Source organism: Anabaena sp. PCC 7938, assembly GCF_049315035.1.
Classification (GTDB): Bacteria; Cyanobacteriota; Cyanobacteriia; order Cyanobacteriales; family Nostocaceae; genus Anabaena; species Anabaena cylindrica.
This window is the reverse complement of record NZ_CP186034.1, coordinates 5,109,313-5,130,785: the sequence shown is the minus strand read 5'-3', so window position 1 is coordinate 5,130,785 and position 21,473 is coordinate 5,109,313. Positions and strand designations below refer to the sequence as shown.

At 40.3% G+C, this 21,473-nt stretch carries 13 protein-coding genes; 3 read left to right on the top strand and 10 right to left on the bottom strand.

Annotated elements, in window-relative coordinates; all coding sequences use genetic code 11:
• Nucleotides 1-64: 64 nt before the first annotated feature.
• The 4 genes from ACOWPH_RS23085 to ACOWPH_RS23070 all read right to left on the bottom strand — a co-directional run bounded on the left by ACOWPH_RS23085 (nt 65) and on the right by ACOWPH_RS23070 (nt 6,975).
• On the bottom strand, nt 65-4,696 hold the full coding sequence (locus tag ACOWPH_RS23085) for a GAF domain-containing protein (RefSeq protein WP_015212450.1): 4,632 nt from the start codon (nt 4,694-4,696) through the stop codon (nt 65-67).
• Nucleotides 4,697-4,994: 298 nt separating this feature from the next.
• Nucleotides 4,995-5,528: a L,D-transpeptidase gene (locus ACOWPH_RS23080; RefSeq protein ID WP_015212449.1), complete on the bottom strand. Its 534-nt coding sequence runs from the start codon at nt 5,526-5,528 to the stop codon at nt 4,995-4,997.
• Between the two features lie 219 nt (nt 5,529-5,747).
• Complete coding sequence (locus ACOWPH_RS23075) at nt 5,748-6,260, bottom strand: L,D-transpeptidase (protein ID WP_015212448.1); 513 nt, start codon at nt 6,258-6,260, stop codon at nt 5,748-5,750.
• Nucleotides 6,261-6,342: 82 nt separating this feature from the next.
• Nucleotides 6,343-6,975 carry a bifunctional 4-hydroxy-2-oxoglutarate aldolase/2-dehydro-3-deoxy-phosphogluconate aldolase gene (locus tag ACOWPH_RS23070; RefSeq protein WP_015212447.1) on the bottom strand — a complete coding sequence of 211 codons (633 nt, stop codon included), beginning with the start codon at nt 6,973-6,975 and terminating at the stop codon, nt 6,343-6,345.
• Nucleotides 6,976-7,128: 153 nt separating this feature from the next.
• On the opposite strand from ACOWPH_RS23070, the gene ACOWPH_RS23065 reads away from it, so the two are divergent.
• A complete protein-coding gene (locus ACOWPH_RS23065) occupies nt 7,129-7,386 on the top strand; it encodes a hypothetical protein (protein WP_042464405.1) in 258 nt (85 codons plus the stop codon).
• Between the two features lie 33 nt (nt 7,387-7,419).
• On the opposite strand, the gene ACOWPH_RS23060 is transcribed toward ACOWPH_RS23065, so the two are convergent.
• The 6 genes from ACOWPH_RS23060 to ACOWPH_RS23035 all read right to left on the bottom strand — a co-directional run bounded on the left by ACOWPH_RS23060 (nt 7,420) and on the right by ACOWPH_RS23035 (nt 18,720).
• Nucleotides 7,420-7,629, bottom strand: coding sequence for a chorismate-binding protein (locus ACOWPH_RS23060; protein ID WP_042464403.1), 210 nt, complete (start codon nt 7,627-7,629; stop codon nt 7,420-7,422).
• Between the two features lie 436 nt (nt 7,630-8,065).
• A complete protein-coding gene (locus tag ACOWPH_RS23055; RefSeq protein WP_015212446.1) occupies nt 8,066-9,367 on the bottom strand; it encodes a hybrid sensor histidine kinase/response regulator in 1,302 nt (433 codons plus the stop codon).
• Nucleotides 9,364-12,144, bottom strand: a complete 2,781-nt coding sequence (locus tag ACOWPH_RS23050; RefSeq protein ID WP_042464399.1) for a CHASE2 domain-containing protein — start codon at nt 12,142-12,144, stop codon at nt 9,364-9,366. The genes ACOWPH_RS23055 and ACOWPH_RS23050 overlap by 4 nt, the downstream gene beginning before the upstream one ends.
• A gap of 250 nt (nt 12,145-12,394) precedes the next feature.
• Complete coding sequence (locus tag ACOWPH_RS23045; RefSeq protein ID WP_015212444.1) at nt 12,395-13,378, bottom strand: DUF928 domain-containing protein; 984 nt, start codon at nt 13,376-13,378, stop codon at nt 12,395-12,397.
• Nucleotides 13,379-13,488: 110 nt separating this feature from the next.
• Nucleotides 13,489-16,038: a CHAT domain-containing protein gene (locus tag ACOWPH_RS23040; RefSeq protein ID WP_015212443.1), complete on the bottom strand. Its 2,550-nt coding sequence runs from the start codon at nt 16,036-16,038 to the stop codon at nt 13,489-13,491.
• Between the two features lie 183 nt (nt 16,039-16,221).
• Nucleotides 16,222-18,720 carry a filamentous hemagglutinin N-terminal domain-containing protein gene (locus ACOWPH_RS23035; protein WP_015212442.1) on the bottom strand — a complete coding sequence of 833 codons (2,499 nt, stop codon included), beginning with the start codon at nt 18,718-18,720 and terminating at the stop codon, nt 16,222-16,224.
• A gap of 22 nt (nt 18,721-18,742) precedes the next feature.
• Here ACOWPH_RS23035 and ACOWPH_RS23030 point away from each other — a divergent pair, with 22 nt between their 5' ends.
• On the top strand, nt 18,743-18,940 hold the full coding sequence (locus ACOWPH_RS23030; protein ID WP_150110982.1) for a hypothetical protein: 198 nt from the start codon (nt 18,743-18,745) through the stop codon (nt 18,938-18,940).
• 58 nt (nt 18,941-18,998) lie between these two features.
• Nucleotides 18,999-21,353 carry a filamentous hemagglutinin N-terminal domain-containing protein gene (locus ACOWPH_RS23025; protein WP_422665625.1) on the top strand — a complete coding sequence of 785 codons (2,355 nt, stop codon included), beginning with the start codon at nt 18,999-19,001 and terminating at the stop codon, nt 21,351-21,353.
• The last annotated feature ends 120 nt before the right edge of the window (nt 21,354-21,473 follow it).

Genomic DNA, 21,473 nt, shown 5'->3' with positions numbered 1-21,473 from the left:
TAAAATCAGGGTAGTGTTTTATTAGGAGTTGCCACATACTCTTAAACCCAGAAAATGAAGATAATTAGGTATTGAGATTATTAGTTAAAAAACCTTGAATCTGCTGGAGAAAATCTTCTATTTCTACAATTAATTGATCTATACCACTATATTCTTGCTGGTGATTTAGTTGTTCTATTTTTTCGGCGGCTATCTGAATGGTTTTCACGCCAATATTGCCACTAGCACCTTTAAAATGATGAGCTTCTCTGCCAATTTGCTGGAAGTCATGGGAAAGAACTGCGGTTTTGATTCTTTCTAAATGAGATACACTATCTTCAACAAATAATTTTAATAGCTCTAATTCAAATTTCGTGTTATTTTCAGATAATTGATGTAAATATTCCCAGTCAATAGCTAAGTCAAATAAATCATTATTTTTTTCAGCAACTGTTTGATCACAAATACTAACTTCATTTGTATTGAGTATCCTTCTACTCCAGTACTCTAAAATATTGGCCAATTTTTCTTTGACTACAGGCTTACTCACATAACCATTCATTCCTGCATTTAGACAGGTTTGTTCGTCTTCTTTCATAGCATTAGCAGTCATGGCAATGATCACAGGTTGGCGACGACGGAGAAAATGACTATCTGGCCAATTACGAATTGCTCTTGTTGTTTGTAAACCATCGAGAACGGGCATTTGACAATCCATCAAAATCAAATCATAAGGGACTGTTTCTAATAGATGTAAAACTTCTTCCCCATTGCTGACAGTATCAGCTATATAACCCAGAGTTTGAAGTTGCTTGAGGGCTACTTTTTGATTAACTAAATTATCCTCTGCTAACAGGACTCGTATGTTTGTTTTAGTAAAGCTAGTAGTTTGTGTAAATTGCTGATCGAGAGAGAGAGTTTCTGATATTAAGCTGATTTGATGATCATTTAAATTTGATTTTGCTACCAAAATATTCATGATAGTATCAAATAGACGGGATGGCTTGACTGGTTTTACTAGATAACCAGCAAATCCTATTTTGAGAGCTTTTTGGACTTCATCGCGTTGATTGGTAGAAGTCAACATAATTAAAGGAACATGAGCGATCGCATCATTGGCTTTAATTTGTACCCCTAAAGTCAAGCCATCTACAGTCGGCATTTGCATATCAACCAAAGCAATATCATAGGGTTTACCCGCTGCTGCTGCTGCTTGTAAAGCCTGGAAAGCGACTTGAGCATTAGCCGCTTCATCTACTTGCATTCCCCAACGAGTAGCCTGATGGTAAACAATTTTGCGATTTGTATCATTATCATCTACCACTAACAAGCGTCTATTAGTGAGAATTTCTGGCTCTTTAACTGGGCAAGCAAAATAAAGTTGTTTGGTAAAAGATAAATCAAAACAAAATTTAGATCCTTGCCCTATCTCACTTGTAACTCCAATTTCTCCTCCCATCAAATTGACTAACTGTCGGCAAATAGCTAATCCTAAACCTGTGCCACCATATTGACGGGTAATTGAAGCATCGACTTGGCTAAATGCTTGAAACAGCTTGTGTTGGTCTTCAGAAGTAATGCCAATACCTGTATCTGTAATCGAAAATTTGATAGTTGCTGTAGTCGCAGTTTCTGATAACAGTTCTACTTGTACTACCACCTCCCCTTCACTGGTGAATTTAATTGCATTGCCGATTAAATTCATTAAAATTTGTCTTAAGCGGCTGGCATCTCCTTGGAGTTGGATGGGAACTTTACGACGAATCAAAGCCCCAATTTCCAAGCCTTTATGATGAGCTTGGGGAGCCAATAAATCTAATACTTCTTCTATACAGGACGATAAATCAAAATCTAGATGTTCTAATTCCATCTCCCCAGCTTCAAGTTTAGAGAGATCCAAAATTTCGTTAATTAGAGATAAAAGAGCATCTCCACTAATACGAATTGTTTCAACAAAATCTTGTTGCTCTCGATTGAGGGCAGTTTCTAACAACAAGCCCGTCATTCCCAAAACGGCATTCATAGGAGTACGAATTTCATGGCTCATGTTGGCCAAAAAAGCACTTTTGGCCAGAGATGCTAACTCGGCTTGGTGTCGTGCTAATTCGAGTTCTTGTCGTTGTTGGGTTTCTGCTTCTAGTAATTGGGCTTGAGTTAAAGCAATACCGATTTGGTCAGATAAGGACTTGAGAAGTTCAATTTCCCAGGTATTCCAATCACGGGTTTGGGTACACTGATGAGCAATGAGTAAACCCCAAAGTTGCTCTTTGCAGAACAGGGGAATCACAAGGTTAGCTTTAACTTGAAACCTTTGCAATAGTTGGATATGACAAGGCTGAATGTTAGCTTGCTCTATATCGTTAATGATACCTATCCATCCTTGACGATATTTCTGGATGTACGTTTCTGCAAAACAAGGGTCAAGAATATTTTCCCCCATAACAACAGGGATACCGGGAATTAATGCTTCTTTTTTGGCATTTAAAGATCCATCTGCCAGCAACTCTAGAATCAGTACACGATCAGCTTGCAGCAGCTTCTGTACCTCTGTGACACTGGTTTGCAGGATTTCGTCGATTTGTAAAGAATGGCGAATTTTTAGGGTGACATCGGTTAAAAGGAGCGATCGCTGATTTTGGCGTTCGACCTCCTCTGCGGCCTGTTTACGCTCTATAAACTGTCCTACCTGATTACCAATAGACATCATAGTTTTCAACAGATTTGGATCTGGTTGGTGAGTTTTCTTATTAAAGAAACTCATGACCCCAAAAGTCTTATTTTCACCACAGATAGGAAACCCAAAAGCTGCGTGTAGTCCTATTTGTTTGGCATTAATTCCTCTTAAAAAGTTAGGTTCTTTGGTAACATCAATCACCCATATCGGTTGAAAATCTGCCCATACTTGACCAGGTAAACCCTCTCCTATACTAAAAGTCATTGCCCTAGTTATGGTTTCAAATTCTTGTAGTTCAGGAACTTCTCCATACCAAACTTCCAGGCATCGCAGCACATTATCTTGCTGATCAATTAGCCAAAGTTCACCCCAATCCCAGTCCAGACTCTGACAAATTCCCTGTAATATGCGGTGAGTAGCTTCGCTAATAGTGAAAGATTGTGCTAAAGCATTGCTGGCAGCATATTGTGCCTCTAAATATTTTTGATTTCGTTTCTTTCCGGTAATATCAATACCAGTGCAAATTATATATTCAATATTTCCTTCCATATCCTTGAGGGAAGTATTAGTCCATGTAATCAATCGCAAGCTTTTATCTTTCGTTATCCAGTAACTTTCGCCTTCTTTAAAACCTTGATTAAATTGTAAATCTTGAAAACATGATCTAATAGTATCTATTTCTTCAGGAAGTATAAAAATATCCCAGAGATACCTATCTCTAACTTCATCAAATGAGTAACCGCTCAGTTGTTTACAGGCTTGATTAAAACGTACAATTCGCCCTTCTAAATCGAGAACTATAACCAAAGCACTGGCTGTATCTAAGACGGCTGAGATAAAATTACGCTCTAGTTTGAGGATATTTTCAGTTTGTTTTCGTCTGATAAATTCTCGATAAACTAGGTAATAGACTATGGATAGAACTATAAAACACAAACAGAGAGCGATCGCAACTATCAAAATCGTATTTCTTGTACCGCTTTTTGCCGCTGCTGTTTTTTGTTTAAGCAGTACTTCTTCTTCTTTCTCCATCTCATCGATCACCTCGCGGATATTATCCATGAGATTTTTGCCCTCATTCGTCAGGATTACTTGCAATGATGCTGCAAATCCTTTTTCTTGTCGCAAGTCGATAGTCCGCTTAATTAATGCTAGTTTTGCTGATGTTAAGTCTTCAATAATTAAAATACGCTGCTGTTGAATTGGTTGATCTATTGTTAGGGATTTCAGAGATTTTATTTCTTGATTAATCTTGTTAACTGCTTTTTCATATGGTTTTAAATAAGACTTATCTCCTGTTAGAATATAACCATGTCCTCCAGTTTCAGCATCCTTCATTAAAGATAGAAATTTTTCTTGTTTATTGATTTGTTCTTGAATTTTTGTGACTTGATTACTAGTTGTAATAAAAGATTTTGTATTTTGATAGTAAACTCCGGCAATTAAAACTAAAATTGCTGAAGCTAATCCAAATCCTGCCGAAACCTTTTTAAAAAATTGAATGTGTATTTTATTTGATTGTTTGCGTTCCTGTCCGGCAAGTACCAAACTAGCTAAATTGCGTCGCATTTCTAGTTGTTGGATGACTTGACGACCTAAAATTCTTAATACTTCTACTTGTTCATCCGTTAGTTTTCGTGGTACACGATCAATTACGCATAGAGTTCCCAGTGCATGACCCTGAGCATTTATTAAAGGTACACCTGCATAAAAACGAATACTTGGGTCATCTAGGACTAAGGGATTAGCGGCGAATCTTGTATCATCTGTTGCATCAGGAATAATAAAGACATCATTTTCAAGAATTGCATGAGCGCAAAACGCAAGATCACGAGATGTTTCTAAGGCATCCAAACCGACTTTAGATTTAAACCATTGGCGATTTTGATCAACTAAGCTCACTAAGGAAATAGGAGTTCCACAAATATATGAAGCCAGATGAGTGATATCGTCAAAAACCTGTTCGGGCGGGGTGTCTAAAATCTTATACTCTAAAAGTGCCGCTATTCTCTGTGTTTCATCATCAGGTAATGGTGCTTTCATAATTGGATTTTAATCAACTGCTGTTAAATTTTCTGCTTTAAGTAATATTTGCTATTATTACCGAAATAAAAGCAGAGGACAGAAAATATATTTTCTCTTCTACTGCTTTCTCCCAGACTAAGTAAATTTACGTAAATATTCGGTAAGAGAAAGTATTAATGCAGATGTATTTTATGGCTGCAATAATCAACCGAATTTAAATATTGCATTTTCTAGAACCCTTGTAGAGACATTCCATGGAACGTCTCTACAATTTTTTGTACTCCTGACTCTTGCCGTATGTCTAATTCTGTCTCATCTATCGACGCACAACCACCACAGTCCCTGTGGAAGCCCAATTGTATAATTTTCGTGCTTGGCTAACTGGCAAATTAACGCAACCATGACTCATAGGAGTACCAAAATTGTTATGCCAGTAAGCACCATGAATAGCATAGCCTTGATGAAAATACATAGCGTAAGGAACATCAGGAATATCGTAACCTCTACCACGCATCCGATTAACACGATATTTAGAATTAATCTGAAACCTACCAACTGGTGTAGGGGTGCGGCGTTTACCAGTAGAAATTCGGAATGAATAAACTAGAGTTTTACCATTCCATGCCCGTAATCGTTGTTCAGACAAATCAATTTCAATTCGGCGAGATAGGGATATTTGCTTAGTTTTAGATACAGTAGTGCTTTGATTTACTGTAGTTGCATTAGCCGCTGTCATTTTGGGGTCACTGGTTGGTGAAGACCAAGAGAACAAAGTCACCAACATCAACACTAAACCTGTACAAAAAGTTCCAGAGGAACGTATTAAAGCACTGCGAATCCAGCTGGGCATAATCCAATTACCTTTTAAGATTTACTGTTATCAGTTCGTGCAGGATTTATCAGGATTTACGCCAAATTCAAGGAAACAGAGATTTTCCATCATGTTTCCTCCCCTTTTCCATTTTACCTATCCTGGGTCACAAAGAACTGTTTAATTGTTCTGATTTCCTGTGATTTAGAGACTGAGTAGGAGGAGAATCACCAATCCCAATTCCCAATCCCCAATTGTCTATTTCTTAATAACGACTGGTGTCCCCACATCAGCCCACTCAAATACCCATTTAGCATGATTGGGTGCAAGATTTACACAGCCATGACTGACGGGTGTACCAAATCTGTTGTGCCAATATGCCCCGTGAATGGCATAACCGCCTTGATAATACATGGTGTGGGGAACATTGGGAACGTTATACCCTCTACCTTGCATCCGCGTTTTTTTTAACTTGGTTTGAATTTTAAAAGTTCCAACGCGAGTGGGTGTAGATCGTTTCCCCGAAGAAATGGTGATTGCATACACGGGTTTGCTACCTTCCCAAGCAATTAAATTTTGCTTTGAGAGGTCAATTTGAATCCAGCGTTGATCAGATTGTTTTAGTGTTTCAATAGCTGTAGCAATTTTATTATTATGGGAATTTGCCCAAACTTGACCCGATACGGGAGTCAAAATACTAGCAGAGACGAATGCACCTGCAAGTAATATTTTTAAAGGACGCATCCAGTCAGGATAAATAAGGTTCTTCATGGTAAACACACTCCTCATTCACTAATTCGTAATTGGTAACGGGTAATTGGTAAAGTTGCTCCTGTTCCCTGTCACTTAATTACTAATTTAACCTCCGTATGAGCTTTTTGGCTTGAAGAGCGATCGCACTCCAATTTGCCTCTAATACCCATTTTTTAGGGAATAATTCGCCACTTAAGCCTACAGCTACTGCTCCAACTTGTAAGAAATCTTTAGCATTTGCTAACGTGACACCACCGGTAGGAATTAAGGGAATATGCCCAAGAGGTGCTTGTAAACTTTGAATATAGCTGGTTCCTCCCACTGCTTGTACTGGGAATACTTTGACACAACTTGCGCCCTGACTCCAAGCAGTAACAATTTCTGTGGGTGTAAGTGCGCCAGGAATAATCGGTATATTTTTAGCGATTGCGGCTTTGATCATTTCTGGGTCAGTATGGGGACTGAAGAGGAATTGCGCCCCAGATGCGATCGCATCTTGCAACTGCTGGACATTAAACAGCGTCCCTGTCCCAATCATACAACCGGGTAATTCGGTGCGGAGTAGAGAAATTAAATCAGCAGCGCGATCGCTATTCCAGGTAATTTCGATTAGCCGCATTCCCCCAGCAGCTACAGAAGCAGCCATTTTTGCACCCAAATCCATTTTAGGAGCGCGAATCACTGCGATCGCTCGATGCTCCTGTAACTGTGATAACCAAACTTGATTCGACATTTTCACCGTGACTTGTAACCAAGAGGTGCTAAAACCCCCTCTACAAGGGTGACATAGGAACAGCAATTTAGATTCAAGCTTGCCTATTAAATTCAACTATGCCATACTTGATTAATACATCTTAAACTTTATCGGATTACAGTAGATTAAAAAATGGCGATCACCCAGCAGAACACACCAAGCAATGTTCACAATTTCCAAAAAGTCAATTTATTCCGTCTGTGGAAACGTAGTAAATTGCAACTACAGCGGCTTTTATGGCATTCTCACACCTACGGGACAATAGTTAGTATCCTGATTCTCAGCTTAGGAAGTTTGATTTTTTTGACAACTCATTGGACTTACCGGAAAATATTTTTTAATCATCGCATTGTTGAAACAAATAAATGGGACTTGAACAGCAGCAATTAATTCGTAATTCGTAATTCGTAATTCGTAATTAAGTTATTGAACCGAAATGTAGTATGAATTTGGGTTAAACTCACCATGAACAGTAATTAACAAAGCCTCAATGAAAGCCTGTGCTTTGAGGATAATTTCCGCAAACTCTGCTTCTGGTGCCGATAAAGCCACAATTCCGCCTCTCACCCCAATAGAAGTTTCATCAGGAGTTAATATAGCATTCCAAATTACAACATTTAAATCTGCTTTCACCTTTGGGTTTTAAATTAATAAATAAATTAATAAATATTGATGATTTCAAAATCAGTGTACTGGCAGATTATAAGTATAGTATTTAATTTTAATTAATGCACAAATTAAGGAATATAGCGTTTCCCACTAAGCGTGATATACAAAATTACCCCTCCCCAACTCTCTCCTTACCAAGGGGAGGGTGCGCGATAGCGCGGGTGGGATGTATTTCATGAGATTGGGAATTGCCATAACTAACTATTCATAACTAAATACTGTTAGAACCTCTATTGTTAGAGTAATTGCATAAAATTTACTAAACCTAAATAATGATACAACTTATCCAGTAAATACAGCTAATCAAAAAAGGGGAGAAAAACTATTTTTTGCATTTTTTTAAGTTAATGAAACTTCACTCATATCGACAATTACAGTTTCAAGCAAGCCAATTTTGAGTCTAAGTAATAATTGGCAAGGTAATCACAAATTCAGTTCCCTCATCAAGTTTAGAATTCACAACCACTGAACCGTTATGTTTTTCTACCACAATCGATTGAGCAATCGCCAAACCTAAACCTGTGCCTTTACCAATACTTTTTGTAGTAAATAAATGGTCAAATATTTTTTCTTTGACTTCTTCAGTCATTCCCTGAGCATTATCAGTAATTGATATTTTTACTTGGTTATCTTCTACTGAAGTTTTAACTATAATTTTGTTGTGCCTTGCCTTAATATCTTCAAGAGTTCGCTTGCTATTTGCTTCTTCTAAAGCATCAATGGCATTGGCCAAAATATTCATAAATACTTGATTTAATTGACCAGGAAAGCACTCAATTTTAGGTATTTTGCCGTATTCTGTAAACACCTCTATGGCCGGACGTTTTTCGTTGGCTTTGAGACGGTGCTTGAGAATTAAAATTGTGCTGTCGATACCTTCATGCAAATTAAAAGGTTGTTTATAGTCTCGATCTGCCCTAGAGAAAGTTCTTAAGCTATTACTAATATTTTCAATGCGATCGCAAGCTACTATCATTGAGTCAATCATTTTGGATATGTCTTCTGTGCAATAATCCAAATCTATATCTTCGGCATGGTTGATAATTTCTTGGCTGGGATTTGGTAAGCTTTCTTGATAAAGCTTTAAGTGTTCGATAATATCGCTAACATTTGATTTTGCTTGTTTGAGGGTTGCGGAAATAAAACCCAGGGGATTATTCATTTCGTGAGCTATCCCGGCAACCAAATTACCCAATGCAGACATTTTTTCACTTTGAATCATTTGCAATTGGGTATTTTGTAGCTGCTGTAGAGATTTGGTCAATTCAGCAGTACGTTCCTCTACCTGTTGTTCTAATGTCCGAGTCAGATGGGATAGTTTCAGGTGTAGTTTTAAGCGGGCAATAACTTCTGCTTGTTGAAATGGTTTGGTAACATAATCAACTGCCCCAATTTCTAATCCTTTGACTTTATCTGTAGCATCAGACAATGCTGTCATAAAAATAATTGGAATATTCTGAGTAATCGAATTAGCTTTTAATCTTCGGCAAGTTTCAAAGCCATCAATTCCAGGCATCATGACATCGAGAATAATTAAATCCGGGTGAGCATATTCCGCTTGTTCGATTGCTGACTCTCCATCATTTGCCATCAGTGCTTTCCAGCCATATCCCTGAATTGCTTCTGATAGTACTTTGAGATTATTCGCATTATCATCTACTAAAAGAATATACATTGGTTTGGAGAGAAGATTATCACTCATTTTACTGTTTCCTCAGCTACAAAAGATTTAATTAATTTACGGATTTTTGCAGTTTGAAAGCTGTCAGTAAGTTTAGTTAACTCAGTGGCAAAGGAAACTAGTTGGTTGTTTTGATCTACTTGAGTTTTTAATGTTTCTTCTATTCCCGATATATCGCCCATCATTGCTAAGTGATACAGTTGTTGCAAAACCTCTTGAGATGGCAATATTAATTCACCATTGAGAGGAGTCTGTTGTGTTTTCTGTAGAGATTGCTTGCTAGATTCTGCATACATCCAATCAACTTTTAGCAGCGATTGCAAGGCATTAAGCAGTTGATCTCTCTGGAGGGGTTTCGGTATAAATGCGGCTGCACCTGCCTGTAAACTTTGCTGGCGACTTGATTCAAAGACGTTAGCACTGGAAACAATAATAGGAATATTATGGGTGGGCAGATTTTCTTGCAGATTAACCATGAACTCAAAGCCATTCATGTTAGGCATGGCTAAATCCAGCAAAATCATATCAGGTTGATTTTGGCTAACTAATTGCAAACCTTGTTTTCCGTCACTGGCTTCTAGAATGTGACAGCCAATTTCTTGTAGCAGGCTGGTTAAGATTAAACGATGGTTTGTATCATCATCAATAATGAGAATTTGAGGTGCTTTACCTTGAATGCCAATAATTTTTTCGTAGTTTGATGTGTTTCTGCTTAAATGCCAATCCTGTTCCAGGGATACTGGAACTGTTGTATCTAGCCAAAAAATACTTCCTTCACCTGGACTGCTTTGTACTTGAATTTGGCTACCAATCAATCGGGCAATTTTTTGGCTGATGGTCAATCCCAAACCAGTACCTTCCGAACGCTGTGCTACATCACCTACTTGCTCAAAAGGCAAAAAGATTTTTTCGAGCTGGTCAGGTGACATCCCGACTCCTGTATCTTCTATTTGAAAGCGAATTTTTGCAGTTGGGGATTGAGTAGATTCAAGGTTGGTTTCTAGTAGCTCGACTTTAAAGGTGACACTACCGCTATCTGTAAATTTAATGGCATTACCCAGCAAGTTTATTAATACTTGTCGCAATCGCTTTTCATCGGTTTCAATGGTAGATGGTAAGCGATCGCTAATTAAAATATTAAAGCTAATTCCTTTTTGCTCGGCTCGAATCCCACAAATTTCTGTGATTCCATGTAGAAAACTTGACAAATCTAGGCTATTGGTCATTAATTCGAGTTTGCGAGCTTCAATCTTCGACAAATCGAGAATATCATTAATTAACATCAACAGATGCGAACCACATTGGTGAATAATGTTGACTCCGTCGAGGTTTTCCTTAGTTAAGTTGGAAGATTGGGCTAATACCTGGGCAAAACCTAAAATACCATTGAGTGGGGTGCGTAGCTCATGGCTCATATTGGCCAAAAACTCACTTTTGGCATGGTTAGCGGCATCAGCAGCTTGCTTTGCTTCCAAAAGTTCGTGAGTTCGTTCTTCGACTTTCGTTTCTAAGGTTTTGGAATAATCTAATAACTGAGTATTAGCAATTTCTAGTTGGTGATTTGCTTGTTCTAACTTTTGCTGTTTATAGGCATTGGTTGTTGCAACTACGCTGCCGATGAATGCCGCTAAGGTAGGTGTGACTGGAATTAGCAGTCCGAGTAAAAATATTCCGTAACCACTTACCATCAATGTTGTGCTGATAACTACAGTTGCCCACAGAATTTTACCCCCTGGAATCCATTTTCCTGTACGCGCACTAGCTAACCACCAACTACCTGTAGAACCAATTACAGTCCACAAAATAATCCATAATAAGAAAATATTACCAGTGACACCGTGGAGGGTGGTTGTTCCTGTTTTTGCCCCTCGTACTAGTTGGAGAGCAATATTAGCGTGAACAACAACACCAGGAGTGGGTTTTTGGGCAGAAATCAAAGTTGAACTAAAGGGCGTGCTAAAGAAATCATTGGTGCTAGTGGCAGTTGATCCAATAAACACCATGCGATCGCGCATCAAGTTGGCTGGAATTTTTCCGGCTAACACATCACGCATGGCAACTGTCCGAAATGCTGTTTCTGAACCATGCCATTTGAGCAGGATTTGATAACCCCCGATATCGGCATCACCATAACCTGCTTCTTGGTTACTAAGTGGTTCATAAATTGCCTTACCCAATTGAAACTTCTGCTGCTTTTCGTCAATTGATTCTAAGGTGATCTTTTCAACTTCCAGATACTTGAGGGCGACAAGGGTTCCTAGTCCAGCTTTGATTTTGCCATCATCTTGTTCATCTTTAGCTGTGAGGAGGGCGCGACGCACATGGCGATCGCTATCTAGAACCGAATCAGCTAATCCCACTTGGTCATTTTTTTTTAGTTCTGGTGGGGGGTTGACACGCTCACCAATGATTTTTTCCACTCCAATCAAATTGGGAGTAGTCCGAAAAATTTGCACTAGTTGCTCATATCCTCTTCCCTCTGGCAAATCTCGATACAAATCCAACCCAATCGCACGGGGTTGTTGCGACCGGATTTTTGCGAGTAATTCTGCCAGCGCCCAATCTGGAACAGGCCATTTACCTACAGATTTAATATCGCCTTCATCTATTGTGATGATTACTATCTCATCAGCCATGTTTTCCGAGGGGGCTAGGCGCATCCATTCATCGCGAAGTTTCCACTCAGGTAAATTGAAAATTCCCAAGGATTGCCCGATCATCACTGTCAGGGCAATACTAGGAGTAATAATCAAAACGCTGCGAGTGTTTTGGATGAAAGTTTGGAATTTGCGCCACATAATTACGCTACACGCTGTACGAATATTGATGATAGCTGTCGTAGTAGATGCTCTCATCTCCTGTGGAGAAATTATCAGGAGATATTTGGAAGCATGAATCACACGACTTTGATGAGTGTGAAATTTTATAGCGTTGCTAAGGCATTTTCCCACAATACCTGTTTAAAACTAGTTTCAATACAGTTCAGTCAAGGCCAATTGAGGCAACATATTGGTTTGAACTGAACCGTATTGAAATTAATCTAATTTTCTAGTTGACAGATACTAATGGAGCTTTTACAATTTCCTTCAAGTTCACCGAAGAAAGAAGTTCTTCCCATTGTTTGGTTATGCTTGGGTTATTGGGCTGGGCAGCTTGTAAGGTAGCTAGTGTCGCTAAACAGTCATACCACACTCCATTTGCACCAAAAGCAGTCGCCTGTTTCAGAGCATCTTTTTGTTGCATTGCCGTTGCCACATCAGCACTAGGATAGATGCGCTGAATCCATCCATCAACGTAAGGTGTACTAGGGCTAAGTTGCCCGTTTACCTTCAGGGCTAGGAACCATTGGTACTTCTTACCAACAGCTAAATTGGGCGCATTCGCAGGCAATTTAAAGGCAACTACACCAACTTTTTTAGCAACTGGGATAGTTGTGGTGTAATGCATATTACCAGATTCATCCTTCAGGCTGAATACAGCTTCTTCCGCATTAGAAGCAGGTAGATGCACCATAATCGTAGGGCGTTCTGACACTGTTGTGCCATAGAAGCTTTGAGGCAGAAGCGCAATTAAGGCTGCTGAACCAGATGCTCCAGCAGTCGAAGGATTCAAGTAGTAAATACCAACGCGAGAAGCGCCACCATTTGCCTGTTGGGGAGCGCTGTTACCTTTAGCAGGGGTAAATAAATTGCCTCTGGAAGCCCCACCACTTGCCTGTTGGGGAGTGCTGTTACCTTTAGCAGGGGTAAATAAATTGCCTCTGGAAGCCCCACCGCTTGCCTGTTTGGGAGCGCTATTACCTTGAGCAGGGGTAAATAAATTGCCCCTGGAAGCTCCTCCTGTTGCTTGGCTAGGAGCGCTATTTCTAGCCGGGGGAGTAAATAAATTACCTCTGGAAGCTCCTCCTGTTGCTTGGCTAGGAGCGCTATTGGTGGCAGGGGGAGTAAATTTGACAGCATAGGCACTAGTCCATATACTGCTAGTCAAAAGAGCGGTTACGCTCAATGCACTAACTAAATATCGACGTTTCATGATCTCCGTCCCTAAATAGGGTGGTATATATTAGCTTTTATAAACGAATATGGAGCAAAATACCATAAAGGAAACATATTTTTATCACATTTTTTACTGTAAGCACGTAGTTAATTCCAATTTCCAACTAAAACAAAAGTAGACCAAAAGAATGGATCGTGAAAATCAGTTTGACGAATCACATTTATTTGTGCTTGACGCAATGCTTCAGCTTTAGTAATTTTTGGCTGTCGCAGTTGTTCATAGAAGCGAGTCATCAGTATTTCTGCGGCTTTATCTTTGACTGGCCAAAGGGTGGCAATGGTAGAACGCGCACCAGATTTAACGGCTAAACCAGCTAGACCGAGAACGGCGCGATCATCTCCAGTGGCAGTATCACAGGCACTTAGTACCAGTAATTCAATTGCTTTTGATGAATCTCCTCCACGATTTTTGAGCAGTTCTGACAGTTCGTTGACACTAATGCGTCCATCCCAGGTCAGTAAGTAGGTATCTTCAAGACGAGAGCTAAATTGTCCGTGGGTTGCCAGGTGAACAACATCAATATTAGCGGACTTAATACGATCGCCAAAGGATTGATTGGTAAATTCTTGGTTGAGTAAAACCTGAGATGGTATTGACTTAGATATTTGCTTAACTTCTGACTCCACCGCAGGTAAGGCAGAAAACCCAGCGCGAGACTTGCTAATACCGCCTACGATCGCATTAATTTTGTTTTGCTGGAGTGGATGAGCAGCCATGAGTTGCAATCCTGGCGACAGGGCAATGGCATATTTTTCAATCAAATATTGCTTACCATCATACAAAGCTGCCATGGGAATGTTACGCAACTTTCCATCCAAAACAAACACTAATGTCTTGGTATCTTGAAAAGCTTTTTCCTGTTCTGCTGGACGAATCAACCAGTCATAAATTTGTTCGGTAAGTTTCTGCCGCTCTTTAGAATCGGAAACTGGGTTGAGGGCAACGAACAAATTATTTAGAGTTTGTTCAATTTCTGCCTGAGATTTTTGAGTAACATAGTAACGCAGAGGTTTTCCCGTTTGGGAGAGAATCACTGCCAAGCGATCGCTTAAGATAATTGGGTAAATAACTGTTGCTGTAGGATCAACTTTGTCAATCTGCTGCGCTTTATCTAAACAAGCTTCCCGGAAAAAGTTATCGAGTTCAGCAACTTGCAATGATTCAATTAATTCACGAGCTTGTATTAATTCTGCCTGTGTTGGTTGTTCATCCAGAAGTAACCCCACCAGTTCCCGATATACAGGCTCCACGCTTTCGCGGAAAGAAAATTGGACATCTGGGTTAACAGCAACCATATCCCCGCGCAGTGCCTTCAAGGAATTAACTGCTTCTGTATAAGCTGTAATTGCTGCCGATTTATTGCCTTCTTGCTTATATAACTTTCCTACCTGCCATGCCGCTTGAGCAATGATATCGTCAGCTTGGAGTTGACGGGCTATATTGAGAGATTTTTCTGCTAATTTCTTGGACTCAGACCATTGCTGTGTGCGGATATAAAGTTGTCCCAACTGATATAGTGCGTGTGCTTCTGCGGGGGCATCCTGAATTTTTTGGGCAGATTTTACTGTAACTGCCATGAGTTCTGCTAGGTCTTTGTTTGGTAAAACTTCGTTGGTTTTTGCCAATTGATTGAGGGTCGCCACAAAATTAATCGCTGCGTAAAGAGAATCGTGACTGGGTGGTATTTCTGCCAGTTGTTGTCGCAATTGAGGAGCAAGGGGAATTGCATATTCCAGTTTGTCGTAATCGATCAACAATTTGAATTGAGCCAAACGTGCTTGCAACTCTTCATTTGGGTTAGCAGCAGCTTGTTGGGCATCGTCAAAGTAATTTAATGCCGTTTCTGGATTTTGCAAATGTGAGGCGTTTTTTCCTAGACTTAAAAGGATAGAACTTAACTGAGTTTTGGCTTGAATTTTATTTGCTGTCTCTAAACTTTGTTCCAAAACTTGCTGGCTTTTGTCATCACCGATTGCTTGTAAAGCCCATCCAAGCGATCGCAATCCACTAACTTTAACTTCCGAATCTGGCATTGCCGCCAATTTTTGCGTTAGTGTTTCTAGTTGTTGTCTCGAACGACGGTAAAATCCCAAACTTTGTAAAGCTTGTGCTTGGTTAATTTGACTACCCAGACTGCCTGTTGTATCGCCAGCCTGCTCATAATATTTTTGTGCTTGTTGCCAGTTTTCAATGGCAGTTTCAGCTTTACCAGTACGCAAGTGTAAACTTGCTTGGGTATTCAGTGTTTGCGCCCAGATAATTGCATCAGCAGCAGGTTTAGCACGTTGTAAAATTTTGAGACTTTGCTCGATGGAATTTTGGGCTGGTTCCCACTGGTTCATTTCCTGTTGTGCTAAGGAAAGATAACTCAAACTCAAAGCCTCATTTAAGCGATCGCCCTGAGTTTGATATTGTTGCGCTGCTGTTTGCCAAGCTGTAATAGCTTCAGTAAAACGTCCCGCACGATAGAGATTTCGCCCCTGTTCTAGTCCGTTAGTAGCTTGGGAAGCCGAAATAATCGGTGTTGTTGTTACTGTTGGAGATGCTTTAACAGGTGTACCGAAAAACACTAGTAATAAACTTAATATACTTAAGCCAGCATACAGCCAACGAGTTTGTTTAATTCGGAAAGCCATAATTAATTACTTATGATTGAGGAATTTGTTCGATGATTCGTCACGGTACAAGTAGTGTTTAAATAATCACTATTATTTATAGTACCCAACTTATGATCAAATCTATCGGTATTGAAGTCAGCACTCATTTAATTCCCCGAAAAGTAATCATTTTTAACACTAAATTCAGGAAATTTAGGAAATTTAACTTTGGGAACCGGCAGTACAAGTTGAGTATGATGGCAGATGAGCAGGCGATTGAGCTCCGATTAACTCAATTTTGCCATTAGCATTACGTCGCCAACCTATAGATTGGACAAGCACCTCTGAAGATTTGGGTACTTGAGCTTGTGCTTCCTTTGTTTGACGGTATGCAGAGATATCGCGGATATCAGACCAAGTGCTTAGGTGTCGCCCGTGGTAGACATCGCTCCCTAATTGTTGATTGGGATTTTGCGGTATTCCGCCCCGTCCTGTAGCCACAAAACTACTACTAGTAGTATCAGCACAACCTGTTGCTATCTGTTGCGATGAGTCAGTAACATTTCCTGGCAATTCCACTAAACCAGAATTGGGATCAACACCGATGTTATTGATTTGAACCGTGCCACTGACATTAAATTGCGAGCTTGCAGTCACATCATTGCTAGGAACTTCTCTAGGATTGAGAAGATTACGGTACTCTAGTCCGATAATTCCCTGAGTTGCAATTTGAATGTTGCCACCTCTTCCTTTAACTGCATTGGCAATAATGTCACTGTTTTCTAAACCGACAATGATCGGGGCATTGATAGTAATATTGCCGCTATTACCACTTCCACCAGCTTCCGCATTAATAAAACTACCATTACGCATAATTAGCAGATCCCGTAGTTGCAAATTAGTGTTACCACCTTCACCTGCTGCTGTAGATGCAGAAATGCTTGCCCCATTGTCTAGTCGTAAGGTATTCGCATTAATATTCAGTGTGCCAGCGTTGCCAGAGCCAGTATTTCTGATAAAGACCGTTGCACCATTACTGATATTAAGAACTGGGGTGTTAATCGTGGTATTACCAGAATTAGCGTTAGAAACTCCAAAAACAGGAATAACAGCCGTACCAATATAGCTGGGACTTTGAGAATTTTTTACACCACTCACATCAATCAATTCAGACGCGTTGATAGTCAGTGAACCCGCATTTCCTAAAATTATGCTAGAAGCAGACACTCTACCGCCAGCTTGAACCGAAAGTGTACGGGTATCAATTTTCAAATCTCCTGCATTACTAAGCCCGAATGTGGCAGTAGACAACAGACTAAAATAAAGACCGTCTGGCGCTCCCTCACCTGTCACCTGAATCGTATCTGCCTTCACTACAACATCGCCACCATTACCTGAATCATAGGGCCTTGCTGCCACATTAGCGCCGGCTAAAATAGACAGATTTTGAGTGGAGATGGCAATATTTCCACCTTTCCCAGTCCCAAAGGAAGCAGTAAATATCTGGCTGACTGCTCGAAAAGGAGAAGGATCACCAATTGCAAAACCGTTAACCCGTATTTGATCAGTATTGAGCGCAATGTTGCCACCTAGTGCTGTGCTAAAAGTACGGTTTAAGATATAGCCACCTTGATCAATATTCAATCGTGGAGTGGTAATGATAATATTCCCTCCCGCACCAGAGGATATAGTTTCATTAACTAAACCGCTAGAACTATTAAAATCAGGAGACTTGCCGATGATATCGAGGGACTCTGTGGCATTGATGGCAATATTACCAGCAGTTTGATTGCTGAGATTTTGTACTAATATCAGCGAACCATCTCGGATACTGACCTGTTTCCCCTGAATTTGGATGTCTCCTCCCCTTTTCCCAGTGGAGTCGCGTGTAGATGCTAAAGCTTTTTGAGTTATCTGAATATCCCCAAAACTCGCAGGATTGGGATAACTGAGGGTGAATCCTTGAGGGATGGAATTGAGGACAACGCTTGAGTTAGTGATACTACCAAGTTCTATTCGTCCTCCCGGTGTCCAGAGCAATCCTCCTGCCAAAGCAACATTTCCACCTACCAATGCTAGGGTTTTTCCAGGTTGCAACTGCAATCCTTTTGTACCTAGGTTCGGTTCAGAGACTGGAAGCGATATGCCTGTTTGAGCATCGTGTCCTGATCCTTGAACGGTAATTGCACCAGGATTACTGCCCATTTGCAAACCCACAGGTACACTCATCGTCAGCAAAGAAGTTGTGTTCGCGTTAACAGCACTAAATTCAACTCCATCAGCAAATTTAATACTATTGGCTGTCGTCCCCACAAAAGACCCACCAATATTCAAGCGAGCGTTTTCTCCAAATATAATTCCGTTGGGATTCATCAAAAATAAACTGGTGGCATGATTACCGTTGAGGGTTTGAATCAAGCCATCAATATGGGAAATATTTCCACCCGTAACCCGACTAAAGATAGTTGTAATGTTGGGCGTATTGGTTAAATCAAAGGTTGCTGAACCGCCTGTTGGTACTGAGAAATTACTAAAGCTATGGAATAAATTATTACCTTTTTCTATGCCGTTAAGAATAGCAAAATCATTACCAACTGTTTTGACAGTGGTGTTAGTGGTGCCATCATGTGTGACTTGAGCATGAGCCGTATGACACCAAATCAGCATTAAACCTAATGCCAGTTGATTCAGCAAACCTAAACCGACATAACTTACTCTCATTACTTCTGTCTCTCAATACTTGATGACTAATTTTTATGATTCCCAAAAAGTAATTATTTCTAACAGTGACATACTTTATTTACGGTTATCTCGCTGGAGATTAGTAGTGAGGGCGAGTTGGGCTTTGAGAGTAGCGATCGCATTCCTCAAATTCTTCCCATTAAAATATGCGATTATCAAGAAGAATAATAATGTATTTTTTAAGCAAAATTTTGGTTAGGTGGTCAAACGAGTTTTTGTTTTTTGGGTTAGCACTCCTGGCACTAAGTCCCATTATTATGGGAGAAACCGTTGTCCTTGCTGAAATTCAACCTGATACTACATTGGGCAATGAAGCCTCTCTGGTAAAACAGGAGGTTGATATTCAAGGAACAATAGGCGATGTCCACGACGGGCTACACCTACGCATTGATGGTGGTGCAGTCCGAGGCGCAAACCTATTTCACAGCTTTCGTGAATTTAGCATTGGTGAGGGGCAAAGAGTCTACTTTTCCAACCCCACAGGCATAGAAAATATGCTCACACGAATCACGGGAAACAACCGTTCTGATATTTTGGGGACACTTGGGGTTTTGGGTAATGCCAACTTATTTTTGATCAACCCCAACGGCATAGTTTTTGGGCAAAATGCAAGATTGGATGTGGGCGGTTCTTTTCTTGCCAGCACAGCGGCTAGTTTTATGTTTGGTGATGGCTTATTATTCAGTGCCAAAAATCCGCAACTAGCGCCGCTATTAGCTATTAATGTACCCATTGGCTTACAATTTGGGGCTACGCCAGGAACAATTAGCGATCGCTCCATTACAACTGATACCAACGGAAAAATAGTAGGTTTACAAGTACCTCTTGCCAAAACTTTAGCACTCATAGGCGGAGATATTGCCCTGGAAGGAGGATACCTCACCGCCGAAAGCGGACGCATCAAATTAGGTAGTGTCGCTGGAAACAACTTTGTCGGGATCAACCCAAATAGTTATGGCTGGGATTTAAATTACTCAGGAATAACAAATTTCCGTGATATTAAACTCTCCCAGGGTGCGCGAGCCAGTATTGCCGGTAATGGAGGTAATGCCATAGAAGTACAAGCAAGAAACTTGTTTTTAAATGCAGGCTCTCAACTAGATGCCAATACCACAGGGACAGCAACCGGAGGAAATATAACAGTCAATACATCTGAGTCCGTCGAACTGACTGGTAGATCAACTGGTGGAGAGTTTCCCAGTGGGTTAATATCTAGAAGCGGCAATACAGGGAATTCAGGAAATATTTATATCACTACCCAACGATTAAAAGTGCGAGACAGAGCAACTATCTCAAGTGATACTTTTAATGCTGGGAATGCAGGTGATATCACGGTCAATGTGTCTGAGTCTGTGGAAGTGTTTGGCAGCAAAGATACTCAAGGTGGTTCTTTAAGTGCTGATAGCCAACCCAACTCAACAGGCAATGCAGGGAACGTCAACATTACCACAGGAAAGTTAATTATCCGTGATGGTGGTCAAGTAAGTTCTAGCACCTTTGGCACAGGAAATGGGGGAAATCTGACTATTATCGCTGCTGATTCAGTGGAAGTGAACGGTGTAAATCCCAGTGATATATTTAGTAGTGTTTTAGCTACTCAAAGCGACCAAACAGCCGCAGGACTTAGCGGTAATTTAACAATTCAAACCCAAAGCTTGGTAATAAAAGATGGAGCCTTTGTTTCCGCCTCCAATCGTGGACAAGGGCTAGGAGGTAAATTAGAAATAATTGCCACAAAATCTGTTGCCGTTACAGGTGTCTCATTCTTAGTTGAATACCCCACTTATTTACAAGTTGATGGATTGGGAAAAGGAGGAGCAGGTGATTTAATCATTACAACCCCTTTCCTTTTAGTAGATGATCGAGCCAGAATTAGTGTTTCTACCATATCAGGACAGGGTGGTAACATCTTCATTAATGTCGGCACAGTACTTTTAAATCGTCATGCTGTCATTGAAAGTGACGCAGACCCCAGTGCCAACGCTTTCCCAAAACCAGATATTACTATTGACAGCACAGCCAATGGAGGCAATACGACTATCAACGCAGATAACTTAGTCCTGGCAGATAATAGCTCAATTACTGCCAATGCTGTCAAAGGTCAAGGGGGGAACATCAATATTCGTGTGCAAGGATTTTTTGTATCTCCAGAGAGTATCATCTCTGCTAGTTCCCAGCTTGGTATTGATGGAGTGATAGAAATCAAAAAACCTGATGCCGACCCTAGTAATGGATTAGTAGAATTGCCTAATAATTTAGTAGACGCTTCCAAATTAATTACCCAAAGCTGTCGAGGTAATGAAGAAACAACAGCCGGTCAACAAAGTGAATTTATAATCACTGGAAGGGGTGGTTTACCATCTAATCCCAGCGAACTTTTAAGCAGTGATGCAGTTTGGCAAGACTTACAACCCCATGCTTTGCTGAATGAAAAACTCAATAACTCTCAAAAAGAAGAGAAAAAACTTTCTGAATCACCTGCTGCAATTGTAGAAGCTCAAAATTGGGTAATTGGTGCTGATGGTAGTGTCACTTTGGTAGCTCAAGCACCTACTACTAGTCCTCAAAATTCCTCACTTACATCTGTTAGTTGTCCAGTTGCCCAAAACTAAATATCGTCAGGAGTTGCCGAATCAGAGTATTAAAATCAAAAATTCTATCTCTCAAACTCTTACTCTTTGCGTCTCTGCGCCTCTGCGTGAGGCTAATTCATACTTCAACTCAGTAACACC

Bases quoted from the DNA above. Each gene is read 5' to 3' on its own strand.
- ACOWPH_RS23050 (WP_042464399.1), bottom strand. From the start codon at position 12,144: ATGTGGCGCAAATTCCAAACTTTCATCCAAAACACTCGCAGCGTTTTG.
- ACOWPH_RS23085 (WP_015212450.1), bottom strand. From the start codon at position 4,696: ATGAAAGCACCATTACCTGATGATGAAACACAGAGAATAGCGGCACTT.
- ACOWPH_RS23030 (WP_150110982.1), top strand. From the start codon at position 18,743: ATGACTAATTTTTATGATTCCCAAAAAGTAATTATTTCTAACAGTGAC.
- ACOWPH_RS23070 (WP_015212447.1), bottom strand. From the start codon at position 6,975: ATGTCGAATCAAGTTTGGTTATCACAGTTACAGGAGCATCGAGCGATC.
- ACOWPH_RS23075 (WP_015212448.1), bottom strand. From the start codon at position 6,260: ATGAAGAACCTTATTTATCCTGACTGGATGCGTCCTTTAAAAATATTA.
- ACOWPH_RS23055 (WP_015212446.1), bottom strand. From the start codon at position 9,367: ATGAGTGATAATCTTCTCTCCAAACCAATGTATATTCTTTTAGTAGAT.
- ACOWPH_RS23080 (WP_015212449.1), bottom strand. From the start codon at position 5,528: ATGCCCAGCTGGATTCGCAGTGCTTTAATACGTTCCTCTGGAACTTTT.
- ACOWPH_RS23065 (WP_042464405.1), top strand. From the start codon at position 7,129: ATGGCGATCACCCAGCAGAACACACCAAGCAATGTTCACAATTTCCAA.
- ACOWPH_RS23025 (WP_422665625.1), top strand. From the start codon at position 18,999: ATGGGAGAAACCGTTGTCCTTGCTGAAATTCAACCTGATACTACATTG.
- ACOWPH_RS23045 (WP_015212444.1), bottom strand. From the start codon at position 13,378: ATGAAACGTCGATATTTAGTTAGTGCATTGAGCGTAACCGCTCTTTTG.
- ACOWPH_RS23040 (WP_015212443.1), bottom strand. From the start codon at position 16,038: ATGGCTTTCCGAATTAAACAAACTCGTTGGCTGTATGCTGGCTTAAGT.
- ACOWPH_RS23035 (WP_015212442.1), bottom strand. From the start codon at position 18,720: ATGAGAGTAAGTTATGTCGGTTTAGGTTTGCTGAATCAACTGGCATTA.